At 72.8% G+C, this 15,523-nt stretch carries 16 protein-coding genes; 5 read left to right on the forward strand and 11 right to left on the reverse strand.

All coding sequences use genetic code 11. From position 1 onward, the window contains the following. Positions 1 to 125 precede the first annotated feature (125 nt). A complete protein-coding gene (locus MKK82_RS25200; RefSeq protein WP_238287003.1) occupies positions 126 to 554 on the forward strand; it encodes a PaaI family thioesterase in 429 nt (142 codons plus the stop codon). 16 nt (positions 555 to 570) lie between these two features. Here the strand turns inward: MKK82_RS25200 and MKK82_RS25205 are convergent, their stop codons facing one another. The 4 genes from MKK82_RS25205 to glyA form a co-directional block, all read right to left on the reverse strand. Then, positions 571 to 1,191 carry a riboflavin synthase gene (locus MKK82_RS25205; RefSeq protein ID WP_243987222.1) on the reverse strand — a complete coding sequence of 207 codons (621 nt, stop codon included), beginning with the start codon at positions 1,189 to 1,191 and terminating at the stop codon, positions 571 to 573. A gap of 4 nt (positions 1,192 to 1,195) precedes the next feature. Then, complete coding sequence (gene ribD, locus MKK82_RS25210) at positions 1,196 to 2,305, reverse strand: bifunctional diaminohydroxyphosphoribosylaminopyrimidine deaminase/5-amino-6-(5-phosphoribosylamino)uracil reductase RibD (RefSeq protein ID WP_243987223.1); 1,110 nt, start codon at positions 2,303 to 2,305, stop codon at positions 1,196 to 1,198. 10 nt (positions 2,306 to 2,315) lie between these two features. Beyond that, complete coding sequence (gene nrdR, locus MKK82_RS25215) at positions 2,316 to 2,864, reverse strand: transcriptional regulator NrdR (protein ID WP_238287000.1); 549 nt, start codon at positions 2,862 to 2,864, stop codon at positions 2,316 to 2,318. A 102-nt stretch (positions 2,865 to 2,966) separates the two neighbouring features. Beyond that, positions 2,967 to 4,271: a serine hydroxymethyltransferase gene (glyA, locus tag MKK82_RS25220; protein ID WP_238286999.1), complete on the reverse strand. Its 1,305-nt coding sequence runs from the start codon at positions 4,269 to 4,271 to the stop codon at positions 2,967 to 2,969. Positions 4,272 to 4,531: 260 nt separating this feature from the next. On the opposite strand from glyA, the gene MKK82_RS25225 reads away from it, so the two are divergent. Both MKK82_RS25225 and MKK82_RS25230 read left to right on the forward strand, forming a co-directional pair. Continuing rightward, the gene (locus tag MKK82_RS25225) at positions 4,532 to 5,167 is read left to right on the forward strand and encodes a hypothetical protein (RefSeq protein WP_243987224.1); all 636 of its coding nucleotides are present in this window, start codon (positions 4,532 to 4,534) and stop codon (positions 5,165 to 5,167) included. Then, on the forward strand, positions 5,164 to 5,610 hold the full coding sequence (locus tag MKK82_RS25230; protein ID WP_238286996.1) for a hypothetical protein: 447 nt from the start codon (positions 5,164 to 5,166) through the stop codon (positions 5,608 to 5,610). Before MKK82_RS25225 ends, MKK82_RS25230 begins: the two co-directional genes overlap by 4 nt. Before the next feature lie 96 nt (positions 5,611 to 5,706). Here the strand turns inward: MKK82_RS25230 and MKK82_RS25235 are convergent, their stop codons facing one another. The 5 genes from MKK82_RS25235 to MKK82_RS25255 all read right to left on the reverse strand — a co-directional run bounded on the left by MKK82_RS25235 (position 5,707) and on the right by MKK82_RS25255 (position 12,468). After that, complete coding sequence (locus MKK82_RS25235; RefSeq protein WP_238286995.1) at positions 5,707 to 6,024, reverse strand: cupin domain-containing protein; 318 nt, start codon at positions 6,022 to 6,024, stop codon at positions 5,707 to 5,709. Positions 6,025 to 6,103: 79 nt separating this feature from the next. Beyond that, the gene (locus MKK82_RS25240) at positions 6,104 to 6,886 is read right to left on the reverse strand and encodes a DUF937 domain-containing protein (protein WP_238286994.1); all 783 of its coding nucleotides are present in this window, start codon (positions 6,884 to 6,886) and stop codon (positions 6,104 to 6,106) included. Between the two features lie 206 nt (positions 6,887 to 7,092). Next, entirely contained in the window at positions 7,093 to 8,559 is a 1,467-nt protein-coding gene (locus MKK82_RS25245; RefSeq protein ID WP_243987225.1) for an MATE family efflux transporter, read from the reverse strand. Between the two features lie 8 nt (positions 8,560 to 8,567). Beyond that, positions 8,568 to 10,544: a monovalent cation:proton antiporter-2 (CPA2) family protein gene (locus MKK82_RS25250; protein WP_238286992.1), complete on the reverse strand. Its 1,977-nt coding sequence runs from the start codon at positions 10,542 to 10,544 to the stop codon at positions 8,568 to 8,570. 289 nt (positions 10,545 to 10,833) lie between these two features. Further along, complete coding sequence (locus MKK82_RS25255) at positions 10,834 to 12,468, reverse strand: formyl transferase (RefSeq protein ID WP_238286991.1); 1,635 nt, start codon at positions 12,466 to 12,468, stop codon at positions 10,834 to 10,836. A gap of 341 nt (positions 12,469 to 12,809) precedes the next feature. Here MKK82_RS25255 and MKK82_RS25260 point away from each other — a divergent pair, with 341 nt between their 5' ends. Next, complete coding sequence (locus MKK82_RS25260; RefSeq protein ID WP_238286989.1) at positions 12,810 to 13,103, forward strand: hypothetical protein; 294 nt, start codon at positions 12,810 to 12,812, stop codon at positions 13,101 to 13,103. A gap of 310 nt (positions 13,104 to 13,413) precedes the next feature. Here MKK82_RS25260 and MKK82_RS25265 read toward each other — a convergent pair whose 3' ends face one another. After that, complete coding sequence (locus MKK82_RS25265; protein WP_238287150.1) at positions 13,414 to 13,830, reverse strand: RT0821/Lpp0805 family surface protein; 417 nt, start codon at positions 13,828 to 13,830, stop codon at positions 13,414 to 13,416. Between the two features lie 167 nt (positions 13,831 to 13,997). Between MKK82_RS25265 and pdxH the strand changes: the two genes are divergently transcribed. Beyond that, complete coding sequence (gene pdxH, locus MKK82_RS25270) at positions 13,998 to 14,621, forward strand: pyridoxamine 5'-phosphate oxidase (protein WP_238286988.1); 624 nt, start codon at positions 13,998 to 14,000, stop codon at positions 14,619 to 14,621. Positions 14,622 to 14,712: 91 nt separating this feature from the next. Here the strand turns inward: pdxH and MKK82_RS25275 are convergent, their stop codons facing one another. Further along, positions 14,713 to 15,405: a 50S ribosomal protein L25/general stress protein Ctc gene (locus MKK82_RS25275; RefSeq protein WP_238286987.1), complete on the reverse strand. Its 693-nt coding sequence runs from the start codon at positions 15,403 to 15,405 to the stop codon at positions 14,713 to 14,715. Positions 15,406 to 15,523: the final 118 nt, after the last annotated feature.

Here is a 15,523-nt window from a genome sequence, read left to right on the forward strand (position 1 = left end):
CGGGACCCGCGCGGCCGGCTGGATCCCTCCAGCGCGGCCACCGCTGCGCCGCGGCGTCTCCGGATGCGGCGGACGGCGGGAGAGGTGCCGATTGCCCAGCTGTCCCGGCCATGCTCCATGGTTCCATGGCTGCCACGATCCTGACCCGCGCCGAGACCGGCGACTTCCTCGACCGCGAATTCCCGCAGATGCAGGCGGGCGGGCGGGCCTACCATCTCGAGGCCGTCGGGCCGCTCTCGGCGCGGATGCGGCTGGAGGCGCAGGAGCGCTTCCTCCGGCCCGGCGCGACGGTGTCGGGCCCGGCCATGATGGCGCTGGCCGACTATGCCCTCTACGCGGCGATCCTCGCCAATATCGGCCCGGTGGCGCTGGCGGTGACCACGAGCCTCACCTTCAACTTTTTGCGCAAGCCCGCCGCGGGGGACCTGCTGGCGGAATGCCGGCTGCTCAAGCTCGGCCGGCGGCTGGCGGTGGGCGAGGTGCTGATCACTGCCGTCGGGAGCCCGGACCTCGTCTGCCACGCCACCGGCACCTACTCGATCCCGCCCCCCTGAGGACAGCTGAGGCCGTTCAGGCCCGCGCCTCGGTCAGCCGGGCGGCGTAGCGGGCGATCAGGTCGACCTCCAGGTTGAGCCGGTCGCCGCAGCGCCGCTCACCCCAGGTGGTCACCTGGAGCGTGTGGGGAATCAGCAGCACGGAGAACTGGTCTCCCGCGACCGCGTTCACCGTCAGCGAGGTGCCGTCGAGGCAGACGGAGCCCTTCTCGGCGATGAACTTCGCCAGGGCCGCCGGCGCCCGCAGGGTGAACCGCTCGCTCGGTCCCCAGGCCCCCGCCGTCACGCTCTCGCGCGCCACGATCTCGGCGAGGCCGTCCACGTGGCCGGTGACGAGGTGGCCGCCGAGCTCGTCGCCGATCTTCAGGGAGCGTTCGAGGTTGATCCGCGTGCCGGCCGTCCAGGACCCCACGGTGGTCCGCGCCAGGGTCTCGGCGGCGGCGTCCACCGCGAAGACGCAGCCCTCCGCATCCGGCTCGACCGACACCGCCGTGAGGCATGGCCCCGCGCAGGCGATGGAGGCGCCCAGCGCGATCGAGGCGGGATCGTAGGAGGCGCGGATCGCGATCCGGCGCAGGTCGCCTTCGCCCGCGACCGAGACCACCGTGCCGATGGCGCTGACGAGTCCGGTAAACATCGCTTCACGTCCTGTCGCGTTCGTAGGTCACGGCCGTATCGGCGCCGAGGCGCAGCGCCTCGACCGTGCGGAACCCGCCGCCCGCGAGCGCCGCCGTCAGGGCGGGGCCCAGCGCCCGCAGGCCGCCCGCGGTTCCGAGTTCCGCCGGTCCGGTGACCAGCGTGCAGGCCTCGATCAGATCGGCCCGCGCCAGCGCATCCGCAAGGCGGGGGCCGCCCTCGCTGCACAGGCGCGTCAGGCCGCGCGCGCCGAGGTCCGCCAGGGCCGCCGTCAGGTCGATCCCGCCGGCCGCATCCGCCGGCACGGTCGCCACCGCGACGCCCAGGGCCTCCAGGGCGCGGCGGGCATGGGCCGGCGCGGAGCGGGTGGTGAGCACCAGGGTCGGCGTGTCCCGGGCGGTCCGGGCCAGCACGCTGGCCGGCGAGAGCCGCAGGTGCGTGTCGAGGACGACCCGCAGGGGCGAGCGCCCGGCGAGGCCCGGCAGCCGCACGGTCAGCGCGGGGTCGTCGGCCCGGGCGGTGCCGATGCCGATCAGGATCGCGTCCGCGTGCGCCCGCCAGAGATGGACCGCCCCGTCCGCCACCGGCCCGGTGATCCGCAGGCGCTCCGGCCCGGCGGCCGCGCAGAAGCCGTCGCGGGTGCGGGCGAGCTTCAGGTGCAGGGCCGGGCGGCCGCGCGTCACCCGGGTGACGTGGCCGATATGGTCCCGCGCCGCCGCCTCCCGCATCAGCCCGGTCTCGACCGCCACGCCCCCCTGCCGGAGCAGGGCGTGGCCGCGCCCCGCCACCCGCGGATCCGGATCCTCCAGGGCGCTGACCACGCGGGCGATGCCGGCGGCCAGGATCGCGTCGGTGCAGGGCGGCGTGCGCCCGTGATGCGAGCAGGGCTCCAGGGTGACGTAGAGGGTCGCGCCGCGGGCGGCCTCGCCCGCGGCGGCGAGCGCCAGGGGCTCCCCGTGCGGGCGCCCGCCCGGCGCGGTCGCGCCCGTCCCGAGGATGCGCCCCGTGGCCGCCTCGACCACCACGGCGCCGACCGACGGGTTCGGCCACGTGGTGCCGAGGCCGCGCCGGCCCAGCGCCAGGGCGAGCCGCATGAAGGTGGCGTCGTCGCTCATGCCGCCGGGCTCACGGGCGCCCCGCGCGTCGTCGGCCCGGGACCCCGGGCTCCGGCTCGGGTCCCGGCACGTCCGCCGCCCCGTCGGCCCCGGCCTCCGCCGCCAGGGTGCCGTCGCCGAGGGTGCCGAGCAGGGCCTCGAAATCCCTCGCCTCGCGGAAGTTCTTGTAGACCGAGGCGAAGCGCACGTAGGCGACGTCGTCGAGACCTTTCAGCCCCGCCATCACCAACTCGCCGATCGCCTCGGAGGTCACCTCGGGCTCGCCGGCGCTCTCGAGCTGCCGGGTGATGCCGCTGACCAGCCGCTCGATCCGGTCCGGCTCGACGGCGCGCTTGCGCAGCGCCACGTCGATGGAGCGCTGGAGCTTGTCCCGATCGAAGGGCACGCGCTTGCCCGAGCGCTTCAGCACCACGACCTCGCGCAGCTGCACCCGCTCGAAGGTGGTGAAGCGGCCGGCGCAATCCGGGCAGACCCGGCGGCGCCGGATCGCGGCGCCGTCCTCGGAGGGCCGCGAGTCCTTCACCTGGGTCTCGGAGCCGCCGCAATAGGGACACCGCATGGATTCGCACTCGACGCAGAAAGACGGCCGCGGATCCGTCGGATCCGCGGCCGCTGTCTAATCCACTCCACAGGGGGCCGGAAGGCCGGCCCCGCGCGGGTCTCAGCCGTAGATCGGGAACCGGTCGGTCAGCGCGTGGACGCGGCTCTTGACGCTGGCCTCGACCTCGGCATCGCCCGCCTCGCCCTTGGCGGCCAGCCCGTCCAGCACCTCGACGATGAAGCCGCCGATCTGCTTGAACTCGGCGACGCCGAAGCCCCGCGAGGTGCCGGCCGGCGTGCCCAGGCGGATGCCCGAGGTGATCGTGGGCTTCTGCGTGTCGAACGGCACGCCGTTCTTGTTGCAGGTGATGTCGGCCCGCGACAGCGCCGCCTCGGCGGCCTTGCCGGTGAGGCCCTTCCGCTGGAGGTCGACCAGCATCAGGTGGTTGTCGGTGCCGCCCGAGGTGATGTCGTAGCCGCCCGAGATCAGCGTGTCGGCGAGCGCACGGGCGTTCTCCACCACTTGGCGGGCGTAGATCTTGAACTCGGGCTTCAGCGCCTCGCCGAAGGCCACGGCCTTGCCGGCGATGACGTGCATCAGCGGGCCGCCCTGGAGGCCGGGGAAGATCGCCGAGTTGAACTTCTTGGCCAGCGCCTCGTCGTTCGTCAGGATCATGCCGCCGCGCGGGCCGCGGAGCGTCTTGTGGGTCGTCGTGGTGGCGACGTGGGCGTGCGGGAACGGCGACGGGTGGACGCCGGCCGCCACGAGGCCCGCGAAGTGGGCCATGTCGACCATGAAATACGCCCCGACCGAGTCGGCGATCTCACGGAACTTGGCGAAGTCCCAGTGGCGCGGGTAGCCCGAGCCGCCGGCGATGATCACCTTCGGCTTGTGCTCCTGGGCGAGGGCGGCGACCTGCTCCATGTCGATGCGCTGGTCCTCGCGGCGCACCGTGTAGGAGACCGGCTTGAACCACTTGCCTGAGACGTTCGGCGGGGCGCCGTGGGTGAGGTGGCCGCCGGCGGCGAGGTCGAGGCCGAGGAACGTGTCGCCGGGCTGCATCAGGGCCAGGAACACGCCCTGGTTGGCCTGGGAGCCCGAGTTCGGCTGCACGTTGGCGAAGCCGCAATCGAACAGACGCTTGGCGCGTTCGATGGCGAGATCCTCGGCGATGTCGACGAACTGGCAGCCGCCGTAGTAGCGCCGGCCCGGATAGCCCTCCGCGTACTTGTTGGTCAGCACAGAGCCCTGAGCTTCCAGCACGGCGCGGGAGACGATGTTCTCCGAGGCGATCAGCTCGATCTCGTGCTGCTGGCGCCCGAGTTCCTTCGACACCGCCTCGGCGATCTCGGGATCGGCCTCCGTCAGGGGGGCGGCGAAGAAGCTGTTGGAGAAGTGCTTGTCGGCGGCAGTACCGGCGCTCATTGTCAGCCTCTGTTCTGGTAGGGGCGATGCCCGGCCTTTCGTCGGCGTAAACGGGCGGGCGTTGAAGGTGCGATTCCTACACGCGCCGAACCCTCAGGCCAAGCACAGGCAATTTGGATACGCGCAAAGAATAATTTGCCGCATGGGGGCCGCGTCGCCGACCGGCGGTTGCTAGGCCCGTGTTCCTATTAAACCTCTGATCTTCTTGACGAAAGGAAAATGTTCATGGGATAAAACATGAACACAGGCGAGGCGCGGTCATGCAAAGTGACGAACGTGATCGAGCGCTGGATTGCCGCATCGCGTGGCTTCGACTCAGTCTCGCATTCGTCACCCTGCGTCTTCTCGAGATCAAAGCGGGGTTTCGTCAGGATCAGCCGCGAGACAGTGACGGCCGATGGTCGGGCGGAGGCGGATCGTTCGTCGTCACGCGAAAGGACAAGACGGGCGATTCTCGGATTGATACCAAGACTGATGAGATCCTCGATGTCCTGAAGGAAGTCGTCGAGAGCACCGAGCCGGGAGAGGGGTTCCTCTACGGAATTCAGATCCACGCGGCGCTGGCGGCCCGCCTGCGCGCGCTGGATCTCCCCGGGATCGGCCGGCACGGCGTCGAGCAGAGCTTCGTCGCGGGGGACATCGTCCGCCACGGCCTGTCGGGCAGCATCCGGACGGATGTTCTTCTCCGGGATGGCCGAACCAGCGCGGCGCCGATCCGGGCGATCTGGGACATCAAGACGGGTGAAATGGGCCTGTCGCCGCGCCGTATCCGTGCCTTGCGGGCCGGCGCAGGTGTCGACGACCGCGTCCCCGTCATCGAGATCCATCTCCTCCGCGGCATTTCCGTCAAGAGCCGCGTCTCTGTCGCCGTCACAACGGGAGTCTTAGTCGCATGAGTATGGAAGCGTATGCCCTGTGTCCGCGACCACTTGCCAGCGTATCGGAATGGCAGACCGGCCTGGACGCGCTCGGTTTCGATCTCCAGCTGCGCGGCGGGGCGATTCCGCCGGCCTCGTCGGGGCATCTGCCGGCCACGCGGCGGGGCCGGGCCTCGGGCTTCGAGTGCTCGAGCATGCCGCTCTCGGAATTGAAGGACACCTATCCGGAGACCGACTTCGCCGGCTCTTGGCCGTGCGTGTACGCGTTCTGCTTCGGCACCATCGCGGAATCCATCGGTGCCCTGATGGCGATCGCGGCCTGCGTGAAACTGGTTGGCGGGCTCGCCTTCTATCCGGAGGACGGTCGCTTGCTGACGGCCGATCAGGCCGTCCAGTACGCGCGCGAGACGGTGCCCGGCGCTGAGGAACTCGAGCGGCAGCACGGCCCCGGACCGGAATGATCCGGGGTCATCCTCAGCGCCAGGCCTGACCCGGCCGAAGAACCTCGGCGAGACCAGAGAACCTCGGCGGCGCCGCCCAAGCCCGCCGGATCCATCTCAGACCTCCGTCGTGAGGTTCGTCTCGATCAGCACCGTCTCGGTCTCGAAGGCGGCCGCATGCCACGCCCCGATCGGGAAGTGGAACACGCTGCCGGCCGAGAACGGCCTGCGGCCCTGCTCCGTCTCCAGGATGCCCGACCCCGAGATCACCTGCACGAACTGCTCGTGATCGTGGCTGTGGCGCGCCGCCAAGACACCCGCCGGCACCACCACCCGCACGAGGCTGGCGCCCGCACCCGGGATCTCACGCTTGGCGACGCCGTTCCCGGCGACGCTCTCCGCGCGGTCGTTCCAGGTGGTCAGGTGATCGGCCATCGCTCGGGTCTCTTCCAGGGGCGCGTGGGGCGGGGCCAAGCCGGCCGGGTCGACGGGCGTCCGGAGGCCTGTGCCCGCGTCAACCGGTCCCGCCGGGCGAGCGCCCCCGCCGGCCCCTGGGCGCCCCCGGGTCGGGCCGGGCCCGCTCGGGCGTCGCGCCCGGCCCGGTCGATCCGGGGGACCCCGGATCCTGCTGGGACGGCGCGCCGGTCGTGGGCCAGAAGGTCTCGAACAGCTCCTGCATCGCCCGGATATTGTTGCCCTGCACCTCGGCCCCGGTGCGCAGCATCTGCTGGATCATGTCGGAGCCGGCCTCGCCCATCGCGCCCTCCGCGGGCTTGTGCGCGGGCTTGGGCACGGGCTTCGGTGCGGGCGGCGCGGCGGCGGGCAGGAAGGCCTTGGCCATCTCGGCCCAGGCCGGTCCGAACGGGAACGGCACCGGCGGCGGTGGGCTCGCCCGCGCCTGCAGGGGGTCGGCCTGCGGCTGGTTCAGCATCACGTGGACGATGCTCGCCACCACCGCGCCCGCCATCATCGGCAGCATCTGGCGCAGGACCTGGGCGCCGACCCCACTCGCGGTGGAGGCCTGCTGCAGAACCGCCTGCATCAGCTGGGCCGAGCCGAACATCTGGCTCAGCGCGTCGAGGCCCTGCGGCGCCGCCGGCCGGGCGGCCTCCAGGCCGAACATCCGGGCGAAGCCGGTCGGGTCCATCCCGACGCTTCGCTGGAGGCCGAGGGTCAGGGCCGGCATCAGCGCCTGGAAGGCGCGGGTCGTCTGCTCCGTCGTGAGGCCGAATTGCTGGGCCATGGTCTGGAGCCCGGCCTCGCCCTGGACCTGGAACATGTCGAGCGGGTTGAACATGACGCCTCGTTCCTGCCCCGGTCGGACCGGCCGGGGCGAGGCATCGTGACCCGTTGCGCGGCGAAATACCAGTTCTTGCCCGCGGAACTTGTGTCGGGCGACGTGACGGAGGCGGATAACTCGGGCGCCCTGTCATCCCGGCGCCCTGTCTTCCCGGCGCCCCGTGACCGCGACGCCCTGTCGTCCTGCGGGCCCCGCCCGCCGTCTCAGCTCACCGGTCCGGGATGGGGATGGCCCGCCGGCAGCGGCGTGTCCCGGTGGGGCCCCTCCCGCGTGCCCTCCGGCTCCGCGCCGCTCGGGCCGGACCCTTCGAGGCGATCGACGGTGCGGCGGGCGAGCAGGATGCCGAGCGCGCCGAAGACCAGGGAGCCGAGCCCCATGCCGGCCACAACGCCGCGGGGGCCGTAGAGCGACGCGCCGAGCAGCGCGGGCGGGATGGTGCCGAGCGTCGCACGCCCCCAGTTCAGGAGCGTCGACCGCAGGGGAAAGCCGAGGTTGTTGAAGGCGGCGTTGCCCAGGAACAGGAGTCCGTTGAAGAACCAGATCCCCCCGCCGACGAGGCAGAAGAAGCCGAACAGGTCGGCCGCCACCCCGTTCAGGCCGAACAGGGCCGCGAGCGGCCCGCGGGCGAGCGCCAGGGCGAGCCAGACCAGGGCCACGTAGGCGAGCGTCACCCGCACCGCCTCGCGCAGCACGCCGCGCATCCGGTCGAACCGGCCCGCGCCCCAGTTCTGCGCCAGGATCGGCCCGATCGCACCCGACAGGGCGAACAGACCGCCGAAGGCCACCGGCGTCAGGCGGTCGATCACCGCGGCGGCGGCGACGGCGTCGGCGCCGTAGCCGGCGAACAGGCGCGCCAGGAAGGCGCTCGCCACCGAGGGGGCGAGGTTGGTGAGGACGGCCGGTCCCGCGACCCCCGCCAGGGCGGCGGCATCCGCCGGCAGGTCGGCGAGGCGCGGCCGGCCGACGAGGCCGTGGCGGGCGACACCGCGCAGGCCCACCGCCACGAAGGTGACCCGCGCCACGCAGACGGTGATCGCCGCGCCCTCGACGCCGAGGCCGGCCCCGAAGATCAGCAGGGGATCGAGGGCGGCGGTGACCAGGGCGCCGGCCACCGTCACCAGCATCGCCTGCCGCGCCTCGCCGACGGCGCGGAGCAGGCCGGTGAACAGCATGCCGGCGGCGAGCAGGATGTTCGACGGCAGGGTGATGTGCAGGAACAGCATCGCCACCCGCAGCGCTTCCCCGCGCGCGCCGATCAGGACGAGCAGCGGGTCGGCGAGGAGGGCGATCAACCCCGCGATCAGGGCGGCCACGAGGCTGCCCAGCGTCAGCGCGGAGGTGGCCAGCCGGCGCGCCGCCGCCGGGTCGCAGGCCCCCACGGCCCTCCCGACCAGGGCGCCCGCGGCGATCATCAGGCCGATGTTCACCGCGGTGGCGAAGAACTGCACGATCGCCGCGAAGCCGACGGCCGCAGTCAGGTTCGGGTCGCCGAGCTTGGAGACGTAGAACAGCGACAGCAGGTCGACGACGAAGATCGCCATCAGCCCCACCGAGCCGGTGGCCGCCATCACGACGACGTGCCGGAGGATCGAGCCGGTGACGAAGCGTCCGGTCTCGACCGGGGCCGGACCGGACGCATGCGGGCTGGGCGGGGGCGGGCCGTCAGACATCCGGCCGGTCACGCATTCCGGGCGCTGCCTTCCGCCTCCAGCTCCGCCTCCGGGTCGCCCTCGGCCTCGGCGGCGTCGCTCTCCTGCGGGGCGAGGGCGGGCCGCTCCAGGAGCCGCTCGGCGGCCTCGCGCCGGTCGCCGCCCACGAGGTCGCGGGTCTCGGTGCTGAGCGCGCGGGCGGGCCGGACGGGGGCGGTGAGCGGTTCGGGCTTCAGCCCCGCCGCCGCCCCGCGCATCCAGCTGGACCCGTCCGGCAGGGCGCCCGCCTGCTGCAGGACGAGGCGGGCGATGTCGCGCTTGCGCACGTCGTCCGCCCGGGCGGTGGCCGATTCCGGCGACAGGCCGAGCCCCTCCAGCGCCGCCCGCCCGAAGGCAAGGGCGGATTCCGCCGTCTCGCGGATCTGGTAATCCACGTCCCGGTTCATCAGCTCCACGGCGTGCAGGCGGTCGTAGGCGCGCACGAAGGTGCGAACGCTCGAGAACTCCTCGTGCACGATGTCGACGATCTTGAGGGCGCCCTCCCGGTCGTCGACGCAGATGCAGACCAGCTCGACCCGGCCGATCCCGGCGGCGCGGAGCACGTCGAGCCGGGTGCCGTCGCCGTAATAGATCCGGAAGCCGAAGCGCGAGGCCGCGCGCAGCTGCTCGACGTCCTTGTCGATCACCGTGACGGGGATGCCCTCGGCCAGCAGCACCTGCGTCAGAACCTGCCCGAACCGCCCGAAGCCGATCACCAGGACCCGCGCCTCGCCGCTCTCGGCGAGTTCGGTCGCGGGCTCCTCCAGGTCGTGCGTGGTCCGCGCGTTGCGCCGCTCGATCAGCTTGTCGAGGCCCTTGGCGGCGATAGGCCCGATCAGCATGGTCAGCGCCGCGAGGGCCACCGCGAAGCGCGTCGCCGTGGCGCCGGTCAGGCCGAGTTCCGCGGCCTGGGGCAGCAGCACGAAGGCGAATTCGCCCGCGGGCGCCAGGACGGCCGCGCCCCGCAGGGCCCCGAGGGTGTCCGAGCCGAACAGCCGGAACAGGCCGGCCACGAGGGCGACCTTGACGAGGATCGCCCCCAGCGTCGCGCCGAACAGGGCCGGCCAGACCTCGCGCACGAGGGTGCCGTCGATCGACATGCCGACGCTCATGAAGAACAGGCCGAGCAGCATGCCGCGGAACGGCTCGATATCGGCCTCGAGCTGGTGCCGGAAGTTCGACTCCGCGAGCAGGATCCCGGCGAGGAACGCGCCCATGGCCATCGACAGGCCGACCTGCTCCATCAGCAGCGCGGTCCCGAGCACCACGAGGAGGGCCGCAGCGGTCATCACCTCGCGGGCGCCGCTCGCCGCCAGCAGCCGGAAGAACGGGTTCAGGCCGTAGCGGCCGACCAGCACCACCGCCAGGATCGCCGCCAGCGCCTTGCCGGTGGAGACCGCCGCCTCTCCGAGCCAGGAGGCGTCGGTCGCCCCGCCCGCCGAGGCGAGCAGCGGCATCAGCGCCAGGATGCCCACCACCGAGAGATCCTGGAACAGCAGCACCGCGAAGGCGCGGCCCCCGTAGGCGCTGCCGAGGTCGCCCCGCTCCTCCAGGAGCTGGAGCGCCACCGCGGTGGCCGAGAGGGCGAGCGCGAGGCCGATCACCGCGGCCGCGCCGAGGCTCAGGCCCGCCAGAACCCCCGCGCCGCCGAGCACCAGGGCGCAGACCACGAGCTGGGCGGCCCCGAGGCCGAAGATGTCGCGCCGCATCGAGACGAGCTGCGACAGGTGCAGCTCCAGCCCGACGATGAACAGCAGCAGCACCACGCCGATTTCGGCGACGCTCGCGGCCGTGTCGGGCTCGGCGATCAGCGACAGGCCGGACGGCCCGATCAGCACGCCGGCCACGAGGTAGCCCAGCACGGCGCTCTGGCCGATCAGCCGGAACACCGGGACGCCGATCACCGCCGCCGACAGGAAGGTCAGGACCGGCGGCAGGAAGCTCGCATGTTCGACGGGGCTCGCCATGAAGATCGTCCCGGCGGTTCTTCGAGGGTCGCGCAGATGGAGCACCCGCTTAGCGCGGGCGGGGCCGGGACGCGAGCCGCGCGTGGGTGCCGTTCGGCACAAGGGGCTCCTGATCGGGGGGCGCCGAACCCCGGCCCGCCGCCGCGGCGCGGGCGCGGCGCGTCCCGCGCGGGGTTTCAGGTCGGGTTCCGCCGATACTGAAACCCGTTCGGGCGGGGGGACGCCTCGCGACACCGGGGGCATCGCATCGCGCCCGGTCCGGCGCTGCGGGAGGGCGCGCCCGACCGCCTCACGCCAGCAGCCGCGGCTGCGCCCGGCGCGAGCCGTCGATGAATTCGAAGCCGCCGGCCGCGCTCAGCATGTGCAGGCGCGAGCCCGGCCAGGCCGCCCCCGGCCCGAGGCGCGTCTCGACCCGCTGGGCGTAGCCGCCCTCGTCGAGCCGCAGGATCCGGGCGAGGCCCAGCGCCGCGCCGTAGCCCTGGCGGCAATCCTGGACCGGCCGGATCAGGGCGCCGTCCCGCGCCACGATCGGCCCGGCGGCCCGGGCCGAGCCGACGTCGATCAGCACCGGATTCAGCCGGTGGGGTGTCCAGGGGCCGCGGAAATGCGGCGCGTGCCAGAGATGCAGGGTGTCGGAGTAGCTGCCCCCGCCGGCCCGGACCGTGGCGAAGAGCCACCAGCGGCCGCCGTGGTGCAGCAGCGTCGCGTCGCCGGCCACCACCCCGTCCACCAGCACCGCCTCGTGGACCCAGCCCCGCGGGAAGGCGGTGGCCCGGTAGAGGTCGATCGTGCCCGAGGCGTGGGATTCCGGGATCATCCAGACCTGCCCGTCCGCCTCGAAGACGAACGGGTAGGAGAGGTGGGTCTCGAGTTCCAGGACCGGCTCGGGGCGCCCGCGCGGACCGCCGGCATCGAAGCCCACCGCCGAGATCACCCCCTTGCCGCGCCGGTAGTCGAATTCCTCGACGAAGAGGGTCACCGCCCCGCCCCGCGCGATGGCGAAGGGGTCGGCGTAGAAGCGGTGGCCGTCGTCGGGCAGGTCGATCCAGCCGTCCTCCGGGTGGCGGCGCAGATCGATCAGGTCGGGCCCCTCGATCCGCCGCCAGCCGACCCGCCATTGCGGCTTGTGGAAACAGAGGGCGTAGAGCCGGCGGGCGATCAGCCGGGCGAGGCCCCCGGCGGCGCGCCGACCGGCGCCCAGGCCGCCGAGATCGAACGACCGGTCCGGCTGGAGGGGCGCCTCGGTCCCGTCCGGCAGCGTCGGCGAGGCGGCGCCGTCGAGGGCGGCGGCGATCAGCGTGATCGTGCGCGCGAGGTAATCCTCGAAGGCGGCGAGCATGACGGTGTGCGATTCCGCGCCGAGCCGCCCGACCGCGACCGGGACGCCGCCGGGACCCCGCAGGGCCGCCACCGGCGCCCGCCGGGCGAACAGGGCCGACAGGAGGCCCGCCTCGCCCGGAACCCCGTCGAAGTCGAGCCGCCAGGTCGGGGCCGACGCCGCCTCCGCGGGCCCCCCCGAGAGGTCGAGGACGATGTCGGCCGCCGCGGCCGCGTCGTCGCCGCGACCCGCCTCGTAGGGGGCGAGGGCGACCGGCTCGGCCGCGGTGGCGAGGCCCGGTCGGGGCAGCCCGTGGATCGCGGCCTCCAGGCGGAACAGCAGCTCGGCGTTCGGCGGCAGGCCGCCGGCATCCTCGATCCAGGCGATGCGGATCCGGCGCTCGGGCCGCTGCCCGAGCTGGTCGAGGAGGCGGATGTGCCAGCCGCGCAGGGCGCGGCGGTCGAGCCGCACCGTCACGGTCCGCGCCGCTGGCCTCGTCACGGGGGCCGCCGGGGGGCTCGTCACGGCGGCCTGTGTCTCCGACCAGGCCGGGGCCCGGCTGCCGCCGGACGGAGGCCGATCCATGCCGCCGATCGCCCGTTCCATCAGCCGGGAAGCCTTCCGCCGCGCGTGTCGGATTTCGAGGCGGCAATCACGGCGCTCAGGATCCTTCGGATGCAGAGAAAACGGCTGGAAACAGGTCGGCCGCGGGCTGAAAGCTGTTCCTTGGCGCGACGATCAAGCAAGCCCAGGGATGAGTCTACCTCGACGAGCTGAGGATGCAGGACGATTTCTGCCGAACTGATTAAAATGATGCGCCTCGGTCGACGCGGTAAGGTCACGTTACGGTGCCGTGCGACCGTGTCGCCCGGCCGGTGAGGGACGCCCCGGGAACTCCCAGATCGGCTCGGCCGTTCGCTAGGGGCGACGGGGTGTGGAGACACGATATGACGCGCAAGACGCTGATGCTCACGGCGACGCTCCTCGTCGCCCTGCCGGGGACGGCCTTCGCCTGGGGCGGTGGTGGCGGCGGCGGCGGTGACAGCGGCAGCGGGCTCTCGCCCTACGCCGCCCTCAGCGGCAACGACCGCTCGGCCGGGGTCAACAACGGCAATTACCGCGACCCTGCCCTCGACCCGTATATCCGCGCCTACGACCCGGAGGCCGCGGCCCGCGCCGCCACGCCGCCGGCGGCCCGTCCGCGCCTGCGCATGCGCCCCTATTACGGCTATCCCTACTGAGCCACGGATCCGCCCGCCGCGTCGTGGCCGGGCGGGACGCGATCGAAACCTGCGCTCGAACGGTGAGCCCCCGGCGCGCCCGTCCGTAGCGATCCGCGGCCGAGCGGCAGCGGGAGCGGTCGGGCCATCGCGACCCGGCCCCGCCTTCTGCGGCGGCGCAGCGCAGCGAAGGCCCCGCGGGTCTCCTCGCTCGAGGGTGGTCGGAGCCGGCATCCCGGGACGACGGGAGGCGCCCGGCGCGGTCGAACGCCGCGGACACCCTTGGGACTCGTCCGGCCGTCGCTGCGCCGGGCGGGCATGCCCAGCGCCTTCAGGACCGCTCGATGCCTTTGACGTTGCGGAGCCGCTTCAGGGTCCACTGGCCGCCCGACGGTTTGCAGCCGGTGCCGCGAACGAAGCGGCTGCTGGCGCTTCCGATCACCGAGGCCAGGAAGTTCCGGCAGATCAGATCGTCGGCCACGTAGGGCAGCCCGGTCGGATTGATGCTGCCGTGCAGGCCGGTCTCGGGATTGTCCCACTTCACCGGCCGGCCGTTGCCCTGCGGATCGAGGGCGACCGAGAGGGCCGCGCGGGCGCGCCGCCAATCCTCCTCGGCGAGATCATCCCCGAAGCTCGCGGGGCGCTTCTCGATGCTGCCGGTCACGATGGGCTCCTCGGCCACGCGCGGCGGGGCCTCGGCCGCGCCGCGGAATACGAGCAGCGGCTGGCTGCAGCCGCACAGGGCCATCGTCACCGACAGGACCGAGACGGACGCGACACTGCGCACCCACCGGCTTGGCTCTTTACACGCGCATCGCCGCATTACACCTGACTCACGACGGGCTTTCCGCTCGACCGAACATGCCGATGTCGGTGCCCCCTCAGGCCCTGGACGCGGCAGGCAGGAGTCTTGGCGTGGATCAGTTAAGGACCGATGACCCGCAGGCTGCGGACTTCACCCGCAGCGACGATCCCGTGGCGCTGTTCGCCGCATGGATGAAGGACGCGGAGGCCGCCGAGCCCGAGGATCCGAACGCCATGGCGCTCGCCACCGCGGGGGCCGACGGGCTGCCGGACGTGCGAATGGTGCTCCTGAAGGGCTTCGACGCGCAGGGCTTCGTGTTCTACACCAACACGCAGTCCACCAAGGGCGCGGAGCTGGCCGAGAATCCCCAGGCCGCCCTGGTGCTGCACTGGAAGAGCCTGCGCCGGCAGGTGCGCGCCCGGGGGGCGATCACGCCGGTGACGTCCGAGGAGGCGGACGCCTATTTCCAGAGCCGCCGCCGGGAGAGCCGGCTGGGTGCCATCGCCAGCCAGCAGTCGCGCCCCCTCGCCGACCGCGCCACCCTGATGGACGCCGTGGCGGAACTCTCCGCGCGCTACGGGGACGGTCCGATCCCGCGACCCGCGCACTGGACCGGCTTCCGCATCACTCCGGTGACCCTGGAATTCTGGCAGAACGGCGAGTTCCGCCTGCACGACCGCGTCCGCTTCACCCGGACGGACGGGGGCTGGAGCCGCGCGCGGCTCTATCCGTGATCCGGTCTCCGATTGAACGCGTCGACCGGAAACGCAGAAGAGCCCCGGCAGGGCCGGGGCTCTCGGGAGCGCTGAAGCGGTGCGACGAGGCTCAGGCCTCCTCGCCCTCCTTCTTCTCGTCCTCGGCAGCATCGGCCTCGGCCTCGGCCTTCTCCTCGGCGGCCTCGGCCGACTGCGCCTCGGCGATGGCGGCCTCCTCGGCCTCCACCTCGGCGCCCAGCACGGTCGGCGGCACGATGTTGGCGACCGGGTCGGTCTGCTCGCCGGTGTAGGTGCCGGCCGGGATCTTGATGTCCGAGACGTGGATCACGTCACCGATGGCACGGCCGGTCAGGTCGACCTCGATCGCGTCCGGGATCTGGTCGGGGGCGACCTCGAGGCTCAGGGTATGGGTCACGATGTTGAGGGTGCCGCCGAGCTTCTTGATGCCGGGAGCCGCGTCCTCGTTGACGAAGTGCACCGGCACCTCGACGGTCACGGTCTGGCCGGAGACGACGCGCAGGAAGTCGACGTGCAGCGGCACGCCGGAGACGGGGTCGAGCTGGAAGTCGCGCGGGATCGCCCGGACGGTCTTGCCGCCGGCCTTGATCTCGAACAGCGTCGTCTTGAAGCCGCCCGCGTAGATCAGGGTGCGGGTGCGGATGAGGTCGATGGCGATGGCTTGCGGCGGCTGGCCGCCCCCGTAGACGACCGCGGGAACTTGGCCTTGGCGACGAACGGCCCGGGCGGCCCCCTTGCCGACCCGGTCGCGTGCCACGGCCTCAAGCGTCTTTACTGCGCTCATGGCGTGATCCTTAAACGTTGCTGGAGCCGGAAAACGAAAAGGCCGCCCCTGACGGACGGCCACATCCTTCCCGGCGCGCCCCTGCCTCCAAGGGTGTCTCGGGGGCGCGCCGTGCGCT

It is taken from the genome of Methylobacterium sp. E-046 (genome assembly GCF_022829625.1).
Classification (GTDB): Bacteria; Pseudomonadota; Alphaproteobacteria; order Rhizobiales; family Beijerinckiaceae; genus Methylobacterium; species Methylobacterium longum.